The following is a 21,331-nucleotide window of genomic DNA, read 5'->3' on the forward strand; positions in this document are numbered from 1 at the left end:
TGGGTTAGACGGCGTCCTCCAGTTCCAGTCGCGGTGCGATACCGAGGGCCTTCATCTCGTCGAGCAAGAGCTTGAACGCGTAGCTCATCTCGATCTCGTGGATGTCGGTCTCCTCGTCACAGTTCGGACAGTAGACCCGCCGTTGTTCGACGTTCTCGACCGCACTCATCCCACACTGTGCACAGATCGGGATGTACTCGCGGTCGGACTCGTCCAGCAGTCGTTCTTTCAGCGTCATCGCCGCACCGTGGCCGATGAAGACGTCCCGCTCCATCTCCCCGATACGGAGACCGCCCTCGCGGGCACGACCCTCGGTGGGCTGGCGGGTAAGCACCTGCACGGGCCCGCGAGAACGGGCGTGCAGCTTGTTCGAGACCATGTGGTAGAGCTTCTGGTAGAAAATGATCCCGACGAAAATCTCGGCCTCGATCTTCTCGCCCGTGATGCCGGAGTACATCGTCTCCTTGCCCGCGGAGTCGAAGCCGGCCTCCTCGAGCCCTTCGCGAAGCGCGGACTCGTCTTCGCCGAGGAACGGCGTCCCGTCGACGCGCCGTCCCTCCATCGCGCCGAGTTTACCGCCGATCATCTCGAGGATGTGTCCGACGGTCATTCGCGAGGGCAGCGCGTGTGGGTTCAGCACGAGGTCGGGGACGACTCCGTCCTCGGTAAACGGCATGTCCTCCTGTGGCGCGAGGTGGCCGACGACCCCCTTCTGGCCGTGTCGCGACGCGAACTTGTCTCCGAGTTCGGGGATCCGTTCGTCACGAACGGAGACCTTCGAGAGCTTCGAGCCGTCCTCTCCTTCCATCAGCGTGACGGTGTCGACGACGCCCGATTCGCCGGAGCGCATCGTGACGGAGGTCTCGCGTCGCTTCTGGGGTGAGAGACCGCCCATGTCGTCGGGCTCCTCGAGGAATCGTGGCGGGCTCGTCTTCCCGAGCAGCACGGAGTTCTCGTCGACTCTCGTCTCGGGGTTGACGAGGCCGTCCTCGTCGAGGTGGGAGTAGGCTTCCTCGCCGCGTGCTCCGCGAACGTCCTGGGAAGGAATCTCGAAGCGGTCCTCCTGGCCGCCGGGGTAGCGGCGTTCCTCGCCCTCGTAGGTCCGGAAGAAGTGCGAGCGGGCGAGTGCGCGTTCGACGCTGGCCTTGTTCATGACCAGGGCGTCCTCGATGTTGAACCCCTCGTAGCTCATTACGGCGACGACGAAATTCTGGGCTGCAGGTCGGTCGTCGAAGCCGATCTGCTCGGTCGTCTGGGTCTTGACCATCGAGAGCTGCGGGTAGTGCAGCAGGTGCTGGCGCGTGTCCGGGCGAATGCGGTAGTTCGCGCTGGGCAGTCCCAGCGACTGCTTGATCATCCCCGCACCCATCGTAATACGCGGACTGGCGTTGTGCTCGGGGTAGGGGATCATCCCCGCACCGATCCCGAAGATCAGCTGCGGGTCGATCTCGAGGTGTGTGTGGTCCTCGGTGAGGTCGTCTTCGTCGACGGCGACGAGGATGTCCTCTTCCTCCTCGGCGTCGATGAACTCGACGTAGCCGTGGTCGACGAGGTCCTCGAACTCGAGGTCGTCGTCCTGCAGTGCCTCGATCTCTTCCTGAGAGATGCGGGGCTCGCCGTCCTCGACGACCAGCAGCGGTCGCCGGGCACGGCCCGCGTCGGCGTTGATGATCACTTCCCGCGTGCGATCCTTGACGGAGACGTTCACCATCTCGCTGACGTCGCCGATCCGTCGCGCTTCGCGGATCTGTTCTGCAAGCTCGTGGGGGTTCGGATGGGTGCCCACGAGCGACCCGTTGACGTATACCTTGGCTTCTCGTTGTTGGCTACTCATTGTTTAGTCGTCTGCCGGCGTCGTTCGTTCGATTCCCTCGATACCCGGAATGCCCTCGACGCCCATCGAGGCCAGTTCACGCTTGAGCGCCTGTTCGTCCTCGATGTTCTGTGAGAGCTCCATCGCCTGCGCGAAGTTCTTCACCAGGCCACAGTTCGGTCCCTCGGGCGTCTCGGAGGGACAGATGCGACCCCACTGGGTCGCGTGCAGGTCCCGTGCCTCGAAGTGCGGTTGCGAGCGCGACAGCGGCGAGCGCAGCCGCCGGAGGTGCGAGAGAACGCCCATGAAGTCCGTCCGGTCGACAAGCTGGCTCACACCGGAGCGGCCGCCGACCCAGTTACCCGTCGCGATCGGGTGCTCGAGTCGCTCGGTCAGGACGTCCGAGCGGACGACCGTCGAGACCGAGAGGTTCCGGTTTCGCATGTTCGCGCGCTCGAGCTGGTACTTCACGTCCCGGGCCAGCTTGTTGAGTGCGGTCCGGAACAGGTCTCTCATCAGGTCGCCGCTGACCTTCAGGCGCTTGTTGGCGTAGTGGTCCTTGTCGTCGGACTCGCGTCGACCCAGCGCGAGTTCGAAACAGGCTTCGGCCATCCGACAGAGGTAGTGGGCCTTGTTGATCCGGACGTCCTCTTCGTCGACACCCTCCTCGTGGAGGTGCGGCAGGAGATAGCGGTCGATGACGTAGTTGGCTCGCTTGAGCTGGTAGTTTTTCCCCTGGCCCGAGGCGACGCGTTTCCCGAGTGCCTCGATCGCTTCTTCCTCGGTCTGGACGTCCGCCTCCTCCAGATTCTCGAGCATGTACTTGACGACCTCGGGGTCGTTCGAGACCTTGTGGACGATCTCCTCGTCGCTCTCGAGGCCCAGCGCACGCACGAGCGTGACGAAGTTGATCGATCCCGACACCGAGGGGAACGATACTTCGAGCAGTCCGTCGCGGGTTCGCTCACACAGCACCAGTGCGCGGTAGCCACGGCGCTGCGAGAAGGTCTTTGCGACCTGAATCTCGTCGCCGTACTTGGTGTCGTACTCCGCGAGGATCTTGTTCGGCGCGAGGTCCTCGCTGGTCATCAGCACGCGCTCGGAGCCGTTGACGATGAAGTAGCCGCCCGGGTCGGCTGGGTCTTCACCGATCTCGATCAGTTCCTCGTCGGAGAAGCCGGCGATGTTACACTTGTCGGAGCCGACCATGATCGGCATCCGGCCGATCTTCGTCTCCGTGGAGTCGACGACCCGCTGGTCGCCCTCCTCACCCTTGACGATCGACATCTCCATGAAGACCGGCGCGGAGTAGGTGATGTTACGAAGCCGGGCTTCCTGCGGATAGAGCAGTTCCTCCGAGCCGTCGGCCTCCCGAACCCGGGGCGTGACGACGCGAACGTCGCCGAGTTCGACGTGTACTGGCTCCTCGCCTTCCTTGTCGCCGATGTCCGTATCGATCGTCTCCTTCTCGTCGACGACCTCCTGCATCCCCCGGTTGAGGAAGGCGTTGAACGAGCGATAGTGATGTTCGGCGAGCCGTTCCCTCGAGAAGTATTCGCGCGAAATGTCCCGTCGTTTGTCTCGGTCGAGTTCAATTGCCATTTATTCCACCACGAGTCGGTATACGACTGCCTGGTCGGTTGTTCGTGAATCCCGAACGATCTTGATGACGTCGCCGACCTCTGCCTCGTCCGGCAGGGCAGCGTCGTTGCGTTTGATCTTCGGTAGGTCTGTACGGTCGATGTCGTACTCGGCGAGCACCTCCTCGAGTGTCTCCTCCTCGAGGACGGTGTGGTCCGGCACGAGTTCGTGTTGGCTTACGTCTACCATGTTGTTGTGATGTGCGTGTGGGCTATCGGGAGAGAAGCGGCTGTCACGAGATACTACAGCCAGATAACGGTGGGAACCATTTAACGGTTACTAAATCGCACGAAAAGCACAGCTAACCGGCCTGGCGAACCTGACCGGAGGGAACGATCACACGTGTCAATAGCCAGTTCTCGGTTAAATTCCTTGGGGTAGTGAGAGTCGTCACCAATCGTGCTGTGTGTCGGCGTGACACGTTACGGCCGGGAGTTGCCGGCAAAGTCTTCAGAACGCTCCTTCCGGAACTCCAATCATGGATCACGACTTCGGCCCGTTAGACGTGACCGTCCGCGGGCCCGGTGACCTCGAGGTCGTCGTCGTCGGCGGCGTCCACGGCGACGAGCGAAACGGGATCCGTGCAGTTCGTCGCCTGCGGGAAGCCGATCTCGACCTGCAACGGAGAGTCGCGTTCGTCCTCGCGAACCCGCCCGCAATCGAGGCCGGCGAGCGCTACCTCGAGTCGGATCTCAACCGTTCGTTTCCCGGCGATCCGGACGGTAATCGGGAAGAACGGATCGCCGCCAGACTCTGCGAGCTGGTCGACGGCCGGACGACGCTCTCGTTGCACGCGACCGAGGCCGAGCCTACGCCGTTCGCGCTCGTTCACAGCTCGCAGGAACGCGAGTTCGAACTGGCCGCGGAGTTGCCCGTCCCGTACGTCGTCGACCACTGGGGCGTCAACGAGCAGACGATCACGACGTGTGGGTTCACCGTCGAAATCGAACTCGCTGCGGAGAACACAGAGCGGGAGACGCTGGCCGCACAACACCAGGCTCGCTCGTTTCTCAGGCGAGTGGACGCGCTTCCCGGTGAGCCACCCGAGTCCGATCCGGACTTCTTCCACATGGGCGAACCGATTTCCAGACCCGACGGCGACTCCTACGAACTGTTCGTCGAGAACTTCGAACGCGTCCCCGAGGGAACGGCCTACGCGAGCGTGGACGGCCGCGAGCTAACCGCAGACGAGACCTTCTGGCCGATACTGATGTCCGAGAGTGGTTCCGAAGGCATCCTCGGGTACAGCGGTCGGCAGATCGGCGAGTCACTCGAAGACGTACGAGAGACGTGGCTAGACGAAGACGGCGAATAACCTAGAGATATCCCAGCAACGTCCCGACGAGCACCACGACCCACAGTCCGACGCCGACGAGTAGCATGTCGTTGATCCGGCCGGTCCGGACCGCTCGCCGCGTCCCGCCGGCGGCGATCAGTCCGAGTGCGATGACGACGAGCATCCGCTGGAACACGACGTCGATCGGCAGTACGTCGACGCCGACGAGCCCGTAGTCGAGCCAGATCGCGACCGCCAGCGAGACCGAGGCGGCGACTGCCGCGTCGAGTCGTCGCTCGAGACCGCTCGCGATGACGTAGGTCGCCACCGGAAGCCCGACGGCGATGAACGGGTAAAGCATCGCTGCGATCATGTGGGGCGTAAGCACGTCGACGGTTCGATCCAGCGCGATACCGCCGATCCGGACGCCCAGGATCACCGCGATGATCGTCCCCGCCAGGATCAGGTGACGCGGCTCGAGGCGGTCGGCTGCGGCCGCGAGTCGGGCACGATCCGAATCGGTCAACTGGTCGTCGATCCGGTCGCCGGTTCGCTCGAGGACGGTGCCGTCGCCCTGCTTTCGGTTCCGCCCGGAGGCGAGTGCGAGTCCGGCCGACACCGTCGCCATCGCCGTCAGGTCGACCTTCGTCGCCCAGCCGTCGGCGTCGGAGGGGCCGCTGTTGTCGAGGTAGATCCGCTGGACGTCCTCCTGGACGTCGACGCCGGGAATCGCCATCAGGTCGTTCTCGAGGCGCAACTGTGCCTCTTCGACGCCGTCGACGCGGTGACGAAGCGTGAACCAGTCGAAGTGTTCGGAGTGAGTCTGCATGACGACCCACCGGTCATCGGGATCTGGACTCTCGTAGGCTCGGATGTGGTACCGGTAGCCGTAGTACTCGCCGTCCTCGAACTGGGTGGTCTCGGTGGTCCAGTAGGACTCCTCGTCCGGGCCGGGGTCGACGTACGCGTAACGGGTCGCGCCGTCGGCCTGCGACCACGGGATGTCGGTCGGCGAGACGGGACGTAGCGGGTCGTCGGTCTCAGTTCCGACGCCCGCAGACCCGTTCGTCTCGCCCGTTTCGGCCCCGTTCTCGTCCGTTTCGTGTTCGTGTTCGTCGTCAGCTAATCCGACCAGTTCGTCGGCGTCGAAGTGGTCGTGATCAGCTTCTTCCCACTCGCCCTCGCCGTGTTCGGCCAGTAACTGGAGCGTCTCCTCGGCGTCGCCTCGTACGACGACGTTCAACGGACTCCGTTTCTCGTGGGTCTGTCGCTGGTTGAGGTACGGCCAGAAGCCGCTCTCGCTGTCCTCGAGCGTGACGATTTCCGGTTCGTGTCGATCCGTTTCGTCGGGCGCGACTCGCTCCGTCGACGGCGAGAACAGCAGCGACGGGCCGCCTACGAACAGGAACGTGACCGCGAGGACGGCGATTCCGACTCCGATGGAACGTCGCATTTTGAACGACTAACGAGTGACTCTATATAGAGATGATGATAGCTGGAACGAGCCAGGGGAGATCGAGTCGGCGGAGTGAGCCGTAACTCAGGCGTCCGGACCGACGGTCAACACGGGAACGGGAGACTCACGAACGACTCGCTGGGAGACGCTTCCGACGACGTTGTTCTCGTAGTCGTCGCCGCTCGTCCCCATCACGATCAGGTCGACGTCGTGAGCGTCGGCGTAGTCGATGATGCGTTCTGCGGGATGGCCCGTATCGACCGCCGTCTCGACGTCGATACCTCGGTCGGCCGCTCGAGTCGCCGCCTCGTCGGTCGCCTCGCGCGCGGTTTCCTCGAGGTCCGTTCGAACCTGTTCGACGCGTTCGTCGTCGAGGACGAGAAACGCGCGGTCGTCGACGACCGAGAGGACGTGTACCGTCGCGTCCCGCGTCGTCGCGACGTCGAACGCGTGGTCGGCAACGGTCGCGGCGTGGTCGCTCCCGTCGGTGGGAAAGAGGATCGTCTCGTACATCTAGTCGAACCACTGGCGCGGGAGGAAAAAGACCTTCTCAATTGCCGCCACCCTTCGCTGCGTTCCGTTCGTGTCCGCTCACGACCGTGGCTTCCAGGTTACCTCGATTTCGATCGTCTCGCGTGTCCCCCGAAACATCGGGGAGCGTTCGACGACATCGACGCTGAGGTCGACGGTCTCGGGTGGATTGAGTGCGACCGTCTTGTTGCCGACCGACACGCGCACCTCTTCGCCGTCGCCGACCTCTCCCTCGCGAAACTCCTCGCCGAGGTGTTCGAAGTACGCCGCCAGTTCGTCCCGTGAAAGCGTCACGTCGGCCGTCGTCCGGTCTGCCATGCGCTCGACTCACGACCCGCCGCGTAAAAGTATGGAGGGCGAACGCGTTTCTAACTCCGATTTACTGCTCGAGACACGCGTGAAATATCGGCCTACGCTGTCGTCGAGACCGGGAGAGACACTACCGGAACGAGGCGTGGCTTTTTGACCGCGGACCGGCAACCTGTTGACGATGGACGTAGCCGCTACCGTCGGAATCGTCGCCCAGCGCGACAACGAGCGTGCACATCGCCTCGCCGCCACGCTCGTCGACGACCTCGAGGAGTCGTTCGACGTGACCGTCGCCGTCGACGAACTCACCGGCGAGGCGATCGACGCGGACGGAATCCCGGTCGACGCCATGGCGGGACGTGACCTCGTCGTGAGCATCGGCGGCGACGGGACCCTTCTGTTCGTCGCCCGCGAAATCGGCTCGACGCCCCTGGTTGGCGTCAATCTCGGCGAGGTGGGCTTTCTCAACGCCGTTTCCCCCGACGACGCCCTCGAGGTCGTCGACGACCTCGTCGGGACCCTCGTTTCGGGAGATGATCTCGAGGAACGCGAACTTGCCCGCCTGCAAGCGACCGGCGAGGACGCCGACTGGACGCTCGAGCCTGCGCTCAACGAGGTGCTGGTCCACGGCCCACGCCGGGGACCGGGTGGCGGCGTGACGGTCGAGGTCCGCGTCGACGGCGACCGCTACGCCGAGAGCCACGCCGACGGCGTGCTGGTCTCGACGCCGACCGGATCGTCGGCGTACAACCTGAGCGAGGGTGGCCCGCTGATCCGGCCGTCGGCCGACGCCCTCGTCGTCACCCAGATGGCCGCTACCGATCCACTGCCGCCACTGGTCGTCGACGCCGACGCGACGCTAACGCTCTCCCTCTCGGGCCCCGACGTCGGCTACGTAATCAGCGACGGTCGCAATCGGCAACGCCTCGAGTTGCCCACGACGGTGTCGGTCTCGCTGGCCGACGAACCAGTGACACTCGTCGGTCCAGAGCCGGACTTCTTCGAGGGACTCGAGAAATTGGGCTAGTTCAGTTCCCCTCGACCAGCCGCTCGAGTTGCTCCGGCGGCACGGCTCCCCGCGCAGCGTAGCCGTCGTGGACGAACGTCGGGACGCCGGTGATGCCCTCCCCTCTGGCGTCGTCGAATCGTTCCTCGAGTTCCGCTCGGAGGTCCTCGTCGTCGATCGCGGACTGTATCTCGTCGGCCGGGAGTCCGACGTCCGCCGCGAGTTCGAGCAGGACTTCCTCGTCGCCGATATCCCGCCCGTCTTCCCACAGCGCCGCGTAGATCGCCTCGTCGAACGCTTCCCACTGGCCGGGGAACTCCTGTGCGACGTACCACGACGCGAGCTGTGCGTGCAACGAATCCACCTCGACCGCGATTTCCTGGGCCATCTCGACACCGTACTCGTCCTGAAGCCGGCGGACGTTCTCCCTGGCTTGCTCGAAGTACTCCTCGTCTTTCCCGTCGTCGACGTCGTGATCGATCGATCCGTCGGAATTTCGCTTCCCGGCACGGAGGTCGTACGGTTGCCACTCGATCTCGAGTGGTTCGTCTCGCCGCTCACGGTACTGCTCGAGTGACTGTCTCCCCAGGTAACAGAACGGACAGACGTAGTCGGCGTACAGCTCGAGCCGATCGGCAGTATCGCTCATGTGAGCAGTTACGTCTCGGCACGCAAAAGTCGGGCGGCAGCGGCGTCGTTACCCAGTACTCTCGGTCTCCGGTTCCTCTGTCGTCCCCGTCGACTCCGGCAGGTTGGGATCCCGGTACGGATTCCGACCGTACGCCGGCAGTTCGTCCTCGAGTTGCGCTTTCAGGACGCGCCGAAGCCGGTTCAGGCTCGTCGTGTCGAGCCCGTACTGGGCGGCCAGCCGCTCGAACGTTTCCTCTTCGGTGATGTCGTGGGCGCGATACTGGCCGAACAGTTCCTCCATCCGATCGGGCGACAGCGACTGGACGTCGACGTCGTCCAGTCCGAAGTACGAGCGTCGGTCGACGTCGACGACGTGGCGGATCACGACGAGTGCAACCTTCGGAATCGCCCGCTGACTGCCGAACTCGGTGAGGTCGATCTCGTCCATGACGCCGAGTGCAAGGTCTCGCTGCCACGGCGTCAACTCGAGGGCGTTACACAGCGCCTGGGTCGTCCGGAGCCGGTCCAGCCGGTGTGCGCGCTCGCTGTAGCCAGGCGTCGCCGCGTGCTGTTCGTCGTGGAGGCGGCGGACGCTCTCCGAGAGGTCCGCGTCGGCCGACTCCGCCCGGCCGATGACGGTCGCACTCGGGGTCACGACGCCCCACTGTCGCACGGTCGAATCCCGCTGTACGTCCGCTCTCGAGAGGGAACCGGAGCCGGGACGCGTCTCGAGGCGGCGCTCGGAGCGAACGTCGCCCCCGGAGCCACCGGCGACGGCTCCCGCCGATTCGCGTCCTGGAGGGTGGTCGACACCGTCGTCTCTCATCTCGTGTGTCGGTGAGAGAGGGAGACTGAAAAAGGCTCGTACCCGCTACAGTATCGGATACTGCGACTACTAGCCGTACTAACCCGTTTGACCGGCGTCCGAACCGATCGCTACCGACGTAATAGCCACGAAAAGCCCTTCGTAGCTTCACCTTGTGACCAGAGATACTTAAAGGAGTTCGACCGTCTCGAGAGAGCAACGGCTCGGACCTCGAGAGCCAGAGAACGAATCTCCCGTCGTATCTCTACCTTGTAACGGGAAGCACTTAAAGACGAGTGGGGGCAGCCGAATCGATGATTTCGTCGACGAACTCGTCCAGCCGACCAGGGTCGGGACCGTCGCAGGCGTGTACCGCCGGATCGATCTCGCGTTCCGGGTGGGCGAACTCGCGACCGACGGCGTCACCGATCTCCTCGTCTCCGTCGCCGGTTCGTTTCCGCTCGAGCAGGTCGCGAACGAGTTCGAGCCGCTCGTCGTCGAAGACGGTCGGGGCCTGTTCGGAGAGAAACTCCGCGAAGGAAATGGCCGGCAGGTCGTGCTCGCCGCGCTCGCCGGTCGTCCGGAGGTAACGGGCGTACATCGCCGCACGACAGATCGTGAGGTTGCGCTTGACGGTGGGACGCGTTTGCGTCTCGGCGTACCGTTTGTCGTCGGCCGCGACGGTTTCCGTTCCGTCGTCGGTGCGGACGACGTACTCGAGGGCGTCGCCGTCGTCCTCTCGTCTCTCGACGATCGGATAGGTCTCGCCGTCGCGCACCAGGTGTTCCGAGAGGTACTTGCGGTAGTTCGTACCTGCGATCGCACGCCAGTCGTGGTAGAGGTCTATCGGGTTGTAACTCCGTTCCACGTACGCGCTCAGGTCCCGAGGATCGTACTCCTCGCGGTAGCGAATCGGGCTCCGAACTATATCGATGGCACTCTCGTTCGAGTCGGCGAGCAACTCCGCGAACCGTCGAATGTCCAGCCCCTGAAACTCGAGGTCGTCGCGGTCGTCGACGATCGTCTCCTCGGGGCCCTCGAGGTGTGCGTACTGTCGTAGATCCCTGGGGACGAAGACGAACGCGACGTCGTAATCGCTGTCCGGCCCGGCCCCGCCCCAGCCGTGGCTGCCGTGGGCGACAGCCAGCGGGATCACGATCTCGTGACGCTGCTCGAGAGTAGATAGCGCCTCGTCGACAGCCTCGAAGACGTGCTGTGGGACGGTGCTCACGGCTGTACTCGAGTAGCGTCCCGGGAAAAGCCCTTCGTAGCTTCACCTTGTGACCAGAGACACTTAAAGAGAGACCGCGATCACTCGCGGTGCCAGCGGGTAGCCGCCGCTCGAGAGTCGATAGCGACGGCAGGAATTTCCCGTCGTATCTCTACCTTGTAACCAGAGGCACTTAAAGAAACGAACCTGGACGATCTGGGGGGCTCTCGAGAACGACACAGCCACGGCTCGAATGCGAATCACCAGGAGAACGCAGTCGACGACTTCCCGTCGTATCTCTACCTTGTAACCAGAGGTACTTAAAGAACCGTTCGGATACCCAACTGTTTACTCGCCGGGCCCCCATTCCGAGACTGATGTCACGCGCTGCCCACTGGTCCCTCCTGCTCGCACTCGCCCTCGTCGTCCTGCTCGCGGGCTGTACTGCCTTCGGCGACGAACCGACTCGGGACGACCGTGCGGTCGCCGCCCTCGAGAATGCGACCGAATCGGTCGAGGACGCCGAAACGTACCGGTACGAGACCGAAATCACCGTTATCGGTGCACCCGGTGAACTCATCGAGGGCGACTCGACCGGCGTCGTCGACCACGACGAGCGGTCGATACACGCGAACACGACCTTCCAGGGCGAGACGCTCGAATCCTACACGATCGACGACACCGTCTACCAGGAGTGTCCGTCGCCGTGGGGCAGCTGGGAGGTCGACGACGTGATGGGCGACGACTGGACGTCCGAAGCACCTGCCCACTCGCAGCTCGCCCTGTTCGAGAGCGGCGACCTCCACTGGAACGGGACCGAGACGATCGACGACCGGGAGGTGGTTCGGCTGACCGGTTCGCCGTCGGAAGACGCTCTCGACACCGACGACACTGCCGGTCCAGTCTTCGACTTCGGCGGCCCGAGCATCGAGAACGCAGCGACGACGCTCCTGATCGACGCCGAGACCGACCGGCCAATCGAGACGACCCTCGAGTTCGAGGTCGCCGACGGCGACGAGACGGTGTCGGCGTCGTCGACGACGACCTACTCGGCGTACGACGAAGACGTCTCGATCGAGGTGCCGGACGAGGTCCACGACGATCAGTACGAACTCGGCTGTCCACAGGGTTGGCGCTACTGATGGTGCTGTCGCTCGGAATCTAAGGCCTCGAGAAGACGACTTCCCGTCGTATCTCCATCTTGTAACCAGAGACACTTAAAGGACGAAACGGGACGTTTTCGCTCGACTACCATACCCTCTCGGAACGGCGTAGTCACGGCTCGAACGCAGATCACGCGAAGAATACAGCCGACGACTTCCCGTCGTATCTCTACCTTGTGACCAGAGACACTTAAAGACCGGTCGGCTCGAGGGGATCGGGTACGCCTTCCGAAAGGTTGAATCGCTCCCTACCCTGAATGCGGGCAATGAGTCACCAGCTTCCGGACGTGCAGGCAACGTCCCCCGAGGTCACCGTCGGGCTGAGTCAGGTCGGTGTCACCGGCGTCGAGAAACTCGTCAAGATCGCCCGCGAGGACAAGCGCCCGATCGTCCTCACCGCCGAGTTCGAGGTCTTCGTCGACCTCCCCGCGTGGCGCAAGGGTGCGGACATGAGCCGCAACATGGAGGTCATCGACGAAATTCTCGAGGACGCGACCCGCGAGGAGGCCTACCGCGTCGAAGAGGTCTGTGGCGACGCCGCCGAACGACTGCTCGAGAAACACGACTACACCTCTACCGCGAAGGTCGCGATGGAAGCGGAGTTCATGCGCCGCGAGCAGACGCCCGCGAGCGACCGCGAGACCCAGCACACCGTCGACATCATCGCCTCTGCGACCGCGACCGAGGAGGGCACGCGCGAGGAGATCGGCGCGGAAGTCACCGGAATGACCGTCTGTCCCTGCTCGCAGGGGATGTCGGCCGCACGCGCGAAGCAGACGCTCGAAGATCTGGGCGTCGAGGAAGAGACGATTACGGAATTCCTCGATCAGGTGCCACAGCCGGGCCACTCCCAGCGCGGACACGCGACGCTGACCGTCGAAGCGAACGGTGATCCGGACGTCGACCTCAACGACGTCATCGATCTCGCCCGTGACTCGATGAGCGCACGAATCTACAACCTTGCAAAGCGACCCGACGAGGACCACATGACCTACGAGGCCCACGCGGACGCAAAGTTCGTCGAGGACTGCGTTCGCTCGATGGCCGAAGGAGTCGTCGACGAGTTCGACCATCTGGACGACGACGCGGTGATCACGATGAAACAGTCCAACGACGAGTCGATCCACCAGCACAACGCCCACGCCGAGCGCGTCGTCGAGATGACGACGTTGCGTGAAGAAGTCAACGGCGACGAGTAGTACTAGTCCCGTTCCAAACGTCGACTGGAGGGCCGAATCGAACTGCACCGACGGATTCGACCCTGCAGTTCAGGCCTGGACCGCCACTAGAACGTCAATGGCTCCCCTTCTTCCCAGCGGGGTACGAACTCTTCCTGGACGTTCGCGGCGAACTCCGGGTCCTTCAGGTCGATCATTCCGAACGCATCACCAGAGGCGAGCGGATTTGGAATCTGGATACAGACCTCGACGCCGTCGATGACGTTGAACGATCCCGTGACGTTGTCGTTGGTCCGGACGTGGAAGTCGTCCCGGCCCTGCAGCGAATTCCGGTACCGCTGGCCGACGTTTTCCGACAGCGCGTCGACCAGACTACGGCTCATCAATACGTTAACCGTTACACCACGGTCGAGTGCATCCTCTAGCTGTGCGAGAACGTCTTCCCCGGCGGTTTGCATGTCCCGCTGGGGGACCGGGTTCGCGGCGATCATCACGATGTCCTGGTCGGCTGCCGCGAGCCGTTCTAACAGCAGATCTTTCGTCTCGTCGGGGCCGACTGCGGCGGTCCAGAACTTCTCCTCGACGGGTTCGGCCGCGTCGAGTTCGTCCGAGAGTTCGTCGACGATCGACTCGTACTGGTCGGCTTTCTCGTCGAGTTCCCGTTTCTTGTCCTCGAGTAGCCGGTCGAGCGCGGTCGCAGGCTCGACGGCGACGTACTTTTTGGGTCGACTCGCGGTCTGGCTCCGGACGAGGTTGTACTGCTCGATGCTGTTCAGGACGTCGTAGATTCGCCCCATCGGAACGTCGCTCGCGCGCGACAACTCTTTGGCCGTTGTGGGGCCGGTGTTCAGCAGCGATCGGTACGCTCGAGCCTCGTACTCCGAGAGCCCGAGATCCCTGAGACTGGCCATGTTCGAAACGAACCGGCCGAAGAAACATAAACACTGTGGTAGTTTGATGGGAGAGCTATTCGAGCGTGTCAGGCCACAAATCTACTCTAGAACGGACTGGACACGTTCGCTCAACTCCTCTGGAGTTTCGGCCGGTGTCGAGGTCTCGTCGCCGTGTTCGACGCGTGCCGTTCCCTCCTCGAGGTCGTCCGTCGCGTCCGGAACGACGACCTTCTCGTGGTCGGCCATCCGGAGCGCCGCGCGGTGAAGATCCGAACCTGGGTCGTCCGCGACGTAAACGACGAGCGGCCCCTCGAGCAGTCGGGAGACTGCCGTCGCGTACTGTGCGATCTGGACGCCGAACCGTTCGCTCGCGCCCGCGAAGGCCTCGAGCGTCTCGCGTGCGTACTCGCGGTACTCGTCGTCGCCGGTCAGCGCTGCGAGGTCGATCAAGGCGTCCGCGAGGGCGACGTTCGCGTCCAGCGGCCGGAGCGGTCGTTCGACCAGTCCGACGCCCTCCGTCGTTCCGTCGAGGAACGAGTCCCCGTCGTGGAGTCGATCGATCGTCGTATCCGCGACAGCCGTCGCCTCCTCGAGGACGCCGGTATCGAGCGTGCTCGCGGTCGTCGTCAGCGCCGTCAGCGCGCGGGCCTGATTCGTCAGCAGCGGATCGTTCTCGTCGCTCGAGTCAGTATTCGCGTGGGCGTGTGCGACGACGCCGTCGGAGATGAGGCCCTCGCGTAGCGTCTCGAGTGCGCGCTCGGCGTACCGGCGTGCGCGTTCGTCGTCGGTGTAGGCGTAGTAGGTGAGCAGGCCGTCGATCGCCAGCGCGTTCGGCCCGGCGAAGACGCCGTCGTCGACCGGCGGGTCGTCCGCAGCCTCGCGGTTGGTTGCGTCGATGCCGTGAGCCGCTGCCTCGCCGGGTGCTTGGCTGTTGGCGAAGGCGTCGACGTCGCCGTTCCACAGCGTCGTCGTCAGGAACTCGATCGTCCGTTCGGCGGGCTCACGGTACTCGTTGCTGCCGGTGAGTAGGTAGGCGTTCGCGAACGCGCGCACGAGCGCGCCGTTGGAGTCCAGCAGTTTCTCGTGTTGCAGTCCGGACCAGTCGCGATCCGTCGCGAACCGGTAGAAGCCGCCGTCGTACTCGTCGAGCAGGTTCGCGCTCACCGCGTCGAACGACCGTAATGCCATCTCGCGGTCGCGCTTGAGCGCGAACTCGAGGGCGTCGGGTAGCGGGAACTTCGGACTCTCGCCCCAGCCGCCGGCGACCTCGTCGTAGGTATCGGTGAGGTGGCCGAGCATGCCGGTTTCGATCTCTGCGGTGAGTTTACCCGCTGGTGGCTCGTCCTCCCGGAGCGGTCGGGGGATACGGGCCGCGCCGCTGCCTTTCGTCTGCCACATGGTCCGGACGCTATCGAGTACCTGCCGCATCCCGTCGGGGCCGAGATAGCCCGCGCCCGTGAGGACCTTTCCATCGGGAGCGAGGAAGACGGTCGACGGGAACCCACCCATATTGTATCGGTCGCGGACGCGCGGGTAACGGTCGACGTCGACCCGAATCGGGACGAAACTGTCGTTGACGTTCGCCGCGATGCGTGGCTCCCCGTAGGTCTCGTCGTCCATCTCGTGGCAGTGATCGCACCACGTCGCAGTCAGCGAGAGCAACACCGGGATATCGGCCTCCGCAGCCTCGTCGAAGGCCGCCTGTCCCCACTCGCGCCACTCGACGCGCGTCGTATCGTTCATATCCGACCCTCGTCTGTCGCGGGCGTAAGCCCTTCGTTCGTCTCCTCGGCCCCGGTTCTGTCAACTCGGTCCCGGCGCCTTCAGCGCGAGCGACCGAGAGTAAAGGGTTTTCAGGCTCGGTCGGCTATATTCCGTCATGCTCCGGTGGATCTTCGCGCTGTTGCTCATCCCGTTTCTCGATGCGATGTTGCTCGGCATCGTCGTCTGGGAGCTCGCCGCTATCACCTGGGTCGGGATGGTACTACTCGTCGTCCTGACCGGACTGATCGGAATGCTACTCGTCCGTGCGGAGGGACGGCGAACGATACGGAAGATGCAACGCTCGCTGGCTCAGGGAGAGCCGCCGACGAACGAACTGTTAGACGGCGGGCTGTTGATCGCCGCCGGAGCCTTCCTCCTGACTCCGGGACTGGTGACGGACCTGATCGGATTCCTGCTGGTGATCCCGCTCACCAGGATCCCGATCCGTGCCGGCCTCAAGCGGTACGTGATCGTTCCCTACGCCGACAAGAAGACGGGCGGTCTCGCGAGCGGCCAGGTCTGGACGGTCGGTTTCCCCGAGGACGTCGACCCGACCCAGGGCGGCGGACCGGCGGGATCGTCCGGGTCCTCGAGTAGCGGTGGGACGTACGACCTCGGTGAGGACTCTTACACGGTTGATCTCGGTGAGAGTGACACGACTGACGAGGAACCGGACGACAGCGACCCCTTCGCTCGGTAGGGGTTCGCACGGAACGATCGGAAAGAAACGCTTAAACATACCACCGCGCAATGAACGAGTGCGAAGCGGGCCGATAGCTCAATTAGGTTGAGCGCCACTCTGATAAGGTGGAGGCTCTCGGTTCAAATCCGAGTCGGCCCATATTCTCGCGGCGAACAAATTCGTGAGCCGCGGATATGGAATCCGATCGGATTTGAAGTAGAGAAGTCGCAGTCCGCGCAACGAGCGAAGCGAGTGAGCAGAACCGTCTTCGCGTAGTTCAAATCCGAGTCGGCCCATACTTCTGGGGCGAGCAAACTCGAGAGCGACTACGGAATCCAACTTGAGGTGAGCAATAATAGAAATCGCCGAATCGTCGGCGACGATCACGCGTCGATCAGTCGTCTGCGGCCGCGGCTTCTCCTTCCTTGATGTGGTCGACGATCTCGTCGGTCTCGGCGACGAACTCGTCGACGTCGACCTCGTTCCCGTGAAGGATCGTCGAGAAGTACCGCGTCTCGCTTGCGATGTTGACCGTCTCCTCGAGTTCGACCTCCGACACCTCGTCCAGTCGTGCCTCTTGCTTGTGGAAGTAGGTGCAGTACGGACAGCTGATAGCGGCTGCGACGCCGACGCCGACGAGGGCCTTCTCGCGTGCGGTCAGTTCGGTCTCGCCAAACGTGAGGTCTCGAAAGAGCCCCCAGCTGTGGTCGCCTGCCGGTTCCGCGATCGTTTCCATCCAGCTCGGAACCTGTCCGAGGGACTCTTCGATCTCCATTCGTGCTTGTTCTGATACCATAATGATAGTCCTCCGCAGAAACGGCTACGATTCGGTACGTCACGTAGCTATCTGGCGGGATTTCGTCACCGGTTACCGTCGATGCAGACAATGATTCCCGTTCACCACCTGCAACTGAACTGATCCGCGTCCTCATTCCGACGAGTCGGCAGCCAGTTGTCGCGCGTCCCGTCGGTAAGAGGCGTAGATCGATTCCGCCCACTCGCGGGCCTCGGGCGCATCCGTGTCGACGAACGCCTGTACCGTTCCGTTGATCGGGTTGTAACAACTGATCCCGATCCGGTCATCGAAGAGACAGACGCCGTACGGCGGGAGGTCGTCGTGAACCAGTATGGTGAGGTTCCCGCTCTCGAGCGGGCCGGTGCAGTGGTCAGGATACTGCGAGCGGACGTACCTGGCGACACTCGGCGGATCGACGATTTCCGCGTCCATTCCCTCGAGAACGCGATTCCGAAACTCGTCGCGGCAGGGCTCGAGCAGGGCCAGGTCGGAGCCGACGAACCGGAATCTGTCGGTCTCCCCTAGCAGGGAAGTAAAGCGGTTTATCGGCTGATACGGTCCGTCAGCGTCGGCGACCGTTACGACGGCGTCCGACGCCATGTCGATCGTAAAGCCGTCCGCTTCGTTCGGTAGCCGCTCCCAGACGTCCCGGAGTTTGTGCTCGGTGTCGATCCGCTCGAGGAGGTCCCGCATTCCTGACGCGACGAACGCTCCCAGTTCCGTCGCCTCGTACTGATGACCGTTCCTGACGACCCAGTGGCGTTGCTCGAACTGCCGTACCAGTCGGCTGACTGTCGACGACGATGCGCCGGTCACGTCTCGAAGCTGGGATCGACTTCGGGGTCGGTCGGCTAACGCAACGAGGGCACTGACCCTGTGTTCCGACCGAGCGAGGAACGCGATGTCCTCGAGCGACGTATCTGCAGGGCTCTGTAACATAGTGGTCGTACGTCAGGGAGTATCATAGCTTTAGGCCACGATTCGAGTGTATTTCTCCGCAACAGCCACTATCTCGACATCAAAACTCCAATTTAGTACGACGATTCGAAAACGATAGCTCTGCCTCGTCGGCTCGAGTTCCGCTCTCGAAGAGCGTTACTCGAGCGCGTCGGCGACGACCTCGATCGGCGTCGGTGGCTTCTCGCCTGCGGGTCGGTTCTCGAGTTGGGTACGACAGGATGCGCCGGGGGCGACGACGCGGTCGCCGTCGCTGTTTGCGACCTGGTCGTAGAGGATGCTCGCGATGGCGTCGCTCATCGAGCCGTGTTCGGCCTCGTAGCCGAAGGAGCCGGCCATGCCACAGCAGCCCGAGTCGAGCGGGTCGACTCCGTACCCGGCCCGGCGGAGGACGCCGACGGCGTGGTGGTCTTTCGCTGTCGCCTTCTGGTGGCAGTGTCCGTGGTAGGTCAGGTCCTCGTCGGTCGCGTCGAACGCGATGGACTCGTCCAGCCGGAACGTGTCCACGTACTCGCAGACGCCGTACGTTGCGCTTGCGACCGTCTCGACTGTCTCGTCGTCGAGCAGGTCGAGGTAGTCCGACTGCAGCATGACGGCGTCGGAGGGTTCGACGACGACCACATCGTACCCGTCTGCAACCTCCGGCGCGAGGTGCTCGACGTTCTCGACGGCGGTGTCGCGGGCCTGCTCGAGAAAGCCCTTCGAGAAGGCAGGGCGGCCGGTATCGCCCAGTTCGTCGGGGACGGCGACGTGGACGCCCGCGGCCTCGAGGACGCGAACGGCGGCTCTGCCGGCGTCGGGATTGCTGTAGTTAGTGTAGGTGTCGGGGTAGAGGACGACCTTCCGTTCGGCCTCCGATTCCGGAACTGTACAGCCGCCGCGTTCGTCGAACCAATCGCGGAACGTCTGTCCGTGGAACGTCGGCAGCGGCCGGTTAGAATCGATGCCGAGCGTGGTTTCGAGCAGCCAGCGTGCGCCGGGCACTTTGGGAAGGATATTCGACAGCGGCGCGAACCGGCTACCGAGCCTCGAGAGCGAGTCGACGTTCGCGAAGAGCCGATCCCGGAGCGTCGCGCCGTTTCGCTCGTGGTACTCGTGAGTCACTTCGGCCTTGAGCTTCGCCATGTCGACCTCGCTCGGACAGTCAATGGCACAGCCCTTGCAGCCGATACAGAGCCCCATCACCTCCTCGACGAACTCGTCGGAGAAGGCCTCACCGGGCTCGAGGTCGCCGCTCATCGCCTGCCGAAGGGCGTTCGCTCGGCCGCGGGTGGCCGTGATCTCCTCCTGGCTGGCCCGGTAGGTCGGACACATCACGCCGCCGGTCGTCGACTGCTCGCCGCGACAGCCACCACAGCCGTGACAGAGTTCGACCATCCCCTGGAACCCGTTGTCGTTGTCCCACTCGAGGGTCGGCTCGAAGCCGGAGTCGAACTCGTAGTCGGGGTCGAACCGGAGGTTCTCTCGCAGATCTGTCGGGTTTTCCTCGCGGAAGACGACCTGGCCCGGATTCAGGATCCAGTCGGGATCGAACGCGGTCTTGAGATCCTGGAACGTCTCCCAGAGTTCCTCGCCGTACCGTTTTCGGTTCCACTGGGTGCGGGCGCGACCGTCGCCGTGTTCGCCCGAAACGGAGCCGTCCAGTTCGACCACGAGGTCGGTCACGTCGTCGGCGATGCCGTGCAACTGGTCGAGTCCGGTTTCGGTCTTCGTGTTGATCAGCGGCCGGACGTGAAGGACACCGGGGCCCGCGTGGGCGTAGAAGGTGGCGTACGTGTCGTGTTTCTCGAGGATCGCCTCGAACCGCTCGACGAACGTCGGGAGGTTCTCGGGTGGGATCGCGGTGTCCTCGATGAACGAGATGTGTTTCTCGTCGGTGGTTCGCGAGAGCAAGATCGGGAGCCCCGACTTGCGCAGTTTCCACAGTTTCGCGCGTTCGGCGTCGTCGTAGGCCTCGAGCGCGTCGATCGCCAGCGCGTCGGCCTCGAGTGTGGGCGCATCGCCGGCTGGCTCGCCGTCCGCGGTTGCGTCGGGACAGCGATCCGCGAGCAGTCCCGCGACCTGTTCGCGGCCGTGGTCTGCGTCGTCGGCGTAGAATTCGACGAGGAGGACGGCGTTCGTTCCCTCCGGCAGGATTTCGGTGACGGGACCGAACTCCGCGGTACCCCGGGCCAGGTCGATCAGCACGTCGTCTAACACTTCTACCGCCGCTGGATCGTGCTCGAGGATCGGTGCGACGTCTTCCATCGCGTCGTGGAGGTCCCGGTAACACAGCAGGGAGACGGCCTTCGTTTCGGGAACCGGCTCGAGCGAGACGGTCGCTTCGGTGACGATCGCGAGCGTCCCCTCGCTGCCGGCCAGCAATCGTGCGAGGTTGACGGTGCCGGGTTCGCCGGTTTCTTCGCCACCCGGAAGGGTATCCCCTCGAGCCTCGGCGACGAGTCGATCCAGGTTGTAGCCGGAGACGTTGCGTTTGAGGTCGGGATAGGTCTCGTCGATCAGATCGTCCTTCTCCGCTACGATGCGTTGCACCTCGGCGTAGATCCGCCCCTCGAGGTCGCCGTCGGGGTCGGCGCGCTCGTCGATCTCCTCGAGCGTGACCTCGCCAAACTCCGTGACGGTCCCGTCGGCGAGCACGACCTCCGCGGATTCGACGTAGGCGTCGGTCTTGCCGTACTTCAGCGAGTGTGATCCGGTCGAGTTGTTGCCGATCGCGCCGCCGATCGCGCTCTTGTCACCCCATGCGGGGTCGGGCGCGAACTTCAGGCCGTGGGGGGAAAGCGCCTCGTTGAGCGTCCCGAGGACCGTTCCGGGCTGGACCGTCGCGAGCGCCTCGTCGGGATCGATCGCCCGAATCTCGTCCATGTGCCGCGTAAAGTCCAGGACGACGGCTCGGTTGACCGTCTGTCCGGCCAGACTCGTCCCACCGCCACGCGGGAGGACCGGAATCTGTCGCTTCGAACAGTACTCGAGAACGGCGGCGACGTCGTCGGTCGACTCCGGGAAGACGACGGCGATTGGCGTCATCTCGTAGGCGCTGGCGTCCGTTGCGTACAGCTGGCGGGAGTACGAATCCGCCCGGACGTCACAGCCGACGAGTTTCTCGAGGTCGGCGACCAGCGCCGGCCGATCGACGTCGTCGCTCCGGTAATCGTAGTTCGTACGCCGGTCCGTCGCTGGATCGGCGCTCGGCTCGAGGGACATATCCGTCCCTTGCCGCT

The 21,331-nt window shown here is 63.9% G+C and carries 19 protein-coding genes and 1 tRNA gene; 6 read left to right on the forward strand and 14 right to left on the reverse strand.

Annotation, left to right across the window (positions count from 1 at the left end):
* Positions 1 to 4 precede the first annotated feature (4 nt).
* From rpoB to BLR35_RS00840, 3 genes are read right to left on the reverse strand one after another with little or no spacing between them, the layout of a single operon-like run.
* A complete protein-coding gene (rpoB, locus tag BLR35_RS00830; protein WP_090375939.1) occupies positions 5 to 1,834 on the reverse strand; it encodes a DNA-directed RNA polymerase subunit B in 1,830 nt (609 codons plus the stop codon).
* 3 nt (positions 1,835 to 1,837) lie between these two features.
* The gene (locus BLR35_RS00835; RefSeq protein ID WP_090375942.1) at positions 1,838 to 3,415 is read right to left on the reverse strand and encodes a DNA-directed RNA polymerase subunit B''; all 1,578 of its coding nucleotides are present in this window, start codon (positions 3,413 to 3,415) and stop codon (positions 1,838 to 1,840) included.
* The gene (locus BLR35_RS00840; RefSeq protein WP_090375945.1) at positions 3,416 to 3,643 is read right to left on the reverse strand and encodes a DNA-directed RNA polymerase subunit H; all 228 of its coding nucleotides are present in this window, start codon (positions 3,641 to 3,643) and stop codon (positions 3,416 to 3,418) included. It lies immediately after the preceding gene.
* A gap of 289 nt (positions 3,644 to 3,932) precedes the next feature.
* On the opposite strand from BLR35_RS00840, the gene BLR35_RS00845 reads away from it, so the two are divergent.
* Positions 3,933 to 4,769 (forward strand): M14 family metallopeptidase, encoded by an 837-nt coding sequence (locus BLR35_RS00845; protein ID WP_090375949.1) that lies wholly within the window; start codon positions 3,933 to 3,935, stop codon positions 4,767 to 4,769.
* 1 nt (position 4,770) lies between these two features.
* Here BLR35_RS00845 and BLR35_RS00850 read toward each other — a convergent pair whose 3' ends face one another.
* From BLR35_RS00850 to BLR35_RS00860, 3 genes are all read right to left on the reverse strand, one after another.
* The gene (locus BLR35_RS00850; RefSeq protein WP_090375952.1) at positions 4,771 to 6,183 is read right to left on the reverse strand and encodes an SAM domain-containing protein; all 1,413 of its coding nucleotides are present in this window, start codon (positions 6,181 to 6,183) and stop codon (positions 4,771 to 4,773) included.
* A gap of 87 nt (positions 6,184 to 6,270) precedes the next feature.
* Positions 6,271 to 6,699 (reverse strand): universal stress protein, encoded by a 429-nt coding sequence (locus tag BLR35_RS00855; RefSeq protein ID WP_090375954.1) that lies wholly within the window; start codon positions 6,697 to 6,699, stop codon positions 6,271 to 6,273.
* 78 nt (positions 6,700 to 6,777) lie between these two features.
* Positions 6,778 to 7,035: an amphi-Trp domain-containing protein gene (locus BLR35_RS00860; RefSeq protein WP_090375957.1), complete on the reverse strand. Its 258-nt coding sequence runs from the start codon at positions 7,033 to 7,035 to the stop codon at positions 6,778 to 6,780.
* 172 nt (positions 7,036 to 7,207) lie between these two features.
* Between BLR35_RS00860 and BLR35_RS00865 the strand changes: the two genes are divergently transcribed.
* On the forward strand, positions 7,208 to 8,053 hold the full coding sequence (locus tag BLR35_RS00865; RefSeq protein ID WP_090375961.1) for an NAD(+)/NADH kinase: 846 nt from the start codon (positions 7,208 to 7,210) through the stop codon (positions 8,051 to 8,053).
* Between the two features lies 1 nt (position 8,054).
* On the opposite strand, the gene BLR35_RS00870 is transcribed toward BLR35_RS00865, so the two are convergent.
* The 3 genes from BLR35_RS00870 to BLR35_RS00880 all read right to left on the reverse strand — a co-directional run bounded on the left by BLR35_RS00870 (position 8,055) and on the right by BLR35_RS00880 (position 10,698).
* Positions 8,055 to 8,681 (reverse strand): DsbA family oxidoreductase, encoded by a 627-nt coding sequence (locus BLR35_RS00870; RefSeq protein WP_090375964.1) that lies wholly within the window; start codon positions 8,679 to 8,681, stop codon positions 8,055 to 8,057.
* Between the two features lie 48 nt (positions 8,682 to 8,729).
* Positions 8,730 to 9,488: a DNA-directed RNA polymerase subunit epsilon gene (locus tag BLR35_RS00875; protein ID WP_090375967.1), complete on the reverse strand. Its 759-nt coding sequence runs from the start codon at positions 9,486 to 9,488 to the stop codon at positions 8,730 to 8,732.
* Between the two features lie 265 nt (positions 9,489 to 9,753).
* Entirely contained in the window at positions 9,754 to 10,698 is a 945-nt protein-coding gene (locus tag BLR35_RS00880; RefSeq protein ID WP_090375971.1) for a nucleotidyltransferase domain-containing protein, read from the reverse strand.
* A gap of 356 nt (positions 10,699 to 11,054) precedes the next feature.
* On the opposite strand from BLR35_RS00880, the gene BLR35_RS00885 reads away from it, so the two are divergent.
* Together BLR35_RS00885 and mptA are read left to right on the forward strand one after the other, a co-directional pair.
* A complete protein-coding gene (locus tag BLR35_RS00885) occupies positions 11,055 to 11,819 on the forward strand; it encodes a hypothetical protein (protein ID WP_090375973.1) in 765 nt (254 codons plus the stop codon).
* Positions 11,820 to 12,106: 287 nt separating this feature from the next.
* Positions 12,107 to 13,039, forward strand: coding sequence for a GTP cyclohydrolase MptA (mptA, locus tag BLR35_RS00890; protein WP_090375975.1), 933 nt, complete (start codon positions 12,107 to 12,109; stop codon positions 13,037 to 13,039).
* Between the two features lie 86 nt (positions 13,040 to 13,125).
* Here the strand turns inward: mptA and BLR35_RS00895 are convergent, their stop codons facing one another.
* Both BLR35_RS00895 and BLR35_RS00900 read right to left on the reverse strand, forming a co-directional pair.
* A complete protein-coding gene (locus BLR35_RS00895) occupies positions 13,126 to 13,929 on the reverse strand; it encodes a TrmB family transcriptional regulator (protein ID WP_090375977.1) in 804 nt (267 codons plus the stop codon).
* Positions 13,930 to 14,010: 81 nt separating this feature from the next.
* The gene (locus BLR35_RS00900) at positions 14,011 to 15,654 is read right to left on the reverse strand and encodes a DUF255 domain-containing protein (RefSeq protein ID WP_090375980.1); all 1,644 of its coding nucleotides are present in this window, start codon (positions 15,652 to 15,654) and stop codon (positions 14,011 to 14,013) included.
* A gap of 136 nt (positions 15,655 to 15,790) precedes the next feature.
* On the opposite strand from BLR35_RS00900, the gene BLR35_RS00905 reads away from it, so the two are divergent.
* Both BLR35_RS00905 and BLR35_RS00910 read left to right on the forward strand, forming a co-directional pair.
* Positions 15,791 to 16,375, forward strand: a complete 585-nt coding sequence (locus tag BLR35_RS00905; protein ID WP_090375983.1) for an FxsA family protein — start codon at positions 15,791 to 15,793, stop codon at positions 16,373 to 16,375.
* 67 nt (positions 16,376 to 16,442) lie between these two features.
* Positions 16,443 to 16,516, forward strand: a tRNA-Ile gene (locus tag BLR35_RS00910).
* Between the two features lie 235 nt (positions 16,517 to 16,751).
* On the opposite strand, the gene BLR35_RS00915 is transcribed toward BLR35_RS00910, so the two are convergent.
* The 3 genes from BLR35_RS00915 to BLR35_RS00925 all read right to left on the reverse strand — a co-directional run bounded on the left by BLR35_RS00915 (position 16,752) and on the right by BLR35_RS00925 (position 21,314).
* A complete protein-coding gene (locus BLR35_RS00915) occupies positions 16,752 to 17,153 on the reverse strand; it encodes a carboxymuconolactone decarboxylase family protein (protein ID WP_090375986.1) in 402 nt (133 codons plus the stop codon).
* Between the two features lie 132 nt (positions 17,154 to 17,285).
* Positions 17,286 to 18,092 (reverse strand): helix-turn-helix transcriptional regulator, encoded by an 807-nt coding sequence (locus BLR35_RS00920; protein ID WP_090375988.1) that lies wholly within the window; start codon positions 18,090 to 18,092, stop codon positions 17,286 to 17,288.
* Positions 18,093 to 18,248: 156 nt separating this feature from the next.
* The gene (locus BLR35_RS00925; RefSeq protein ID WP_090375992.1) at positions 18,249 to 21,314 is read right to left on the reverse strand and encodes an FAD-binding and (Fe-S)-binding domain-containing protein; all 3,066 of its coding nucleotides are present in this window, start codon (positions 21,312 to 21,314) and stop codon (positions 18,249 to 18,251) included.
* Positions 21,315 to 21,331 lie beyond the last annotated feature (17 nt).

Source organism: Natronobacterium texcoconense, from assembly GCF_900104065.1.
GTDB classification, from domain to species: Archaea; Halobacteriota; Halobacteria; order Halobacteriales; family Natrialbaceae; genus Natronobacterium; species Natronobacterium texcoconense.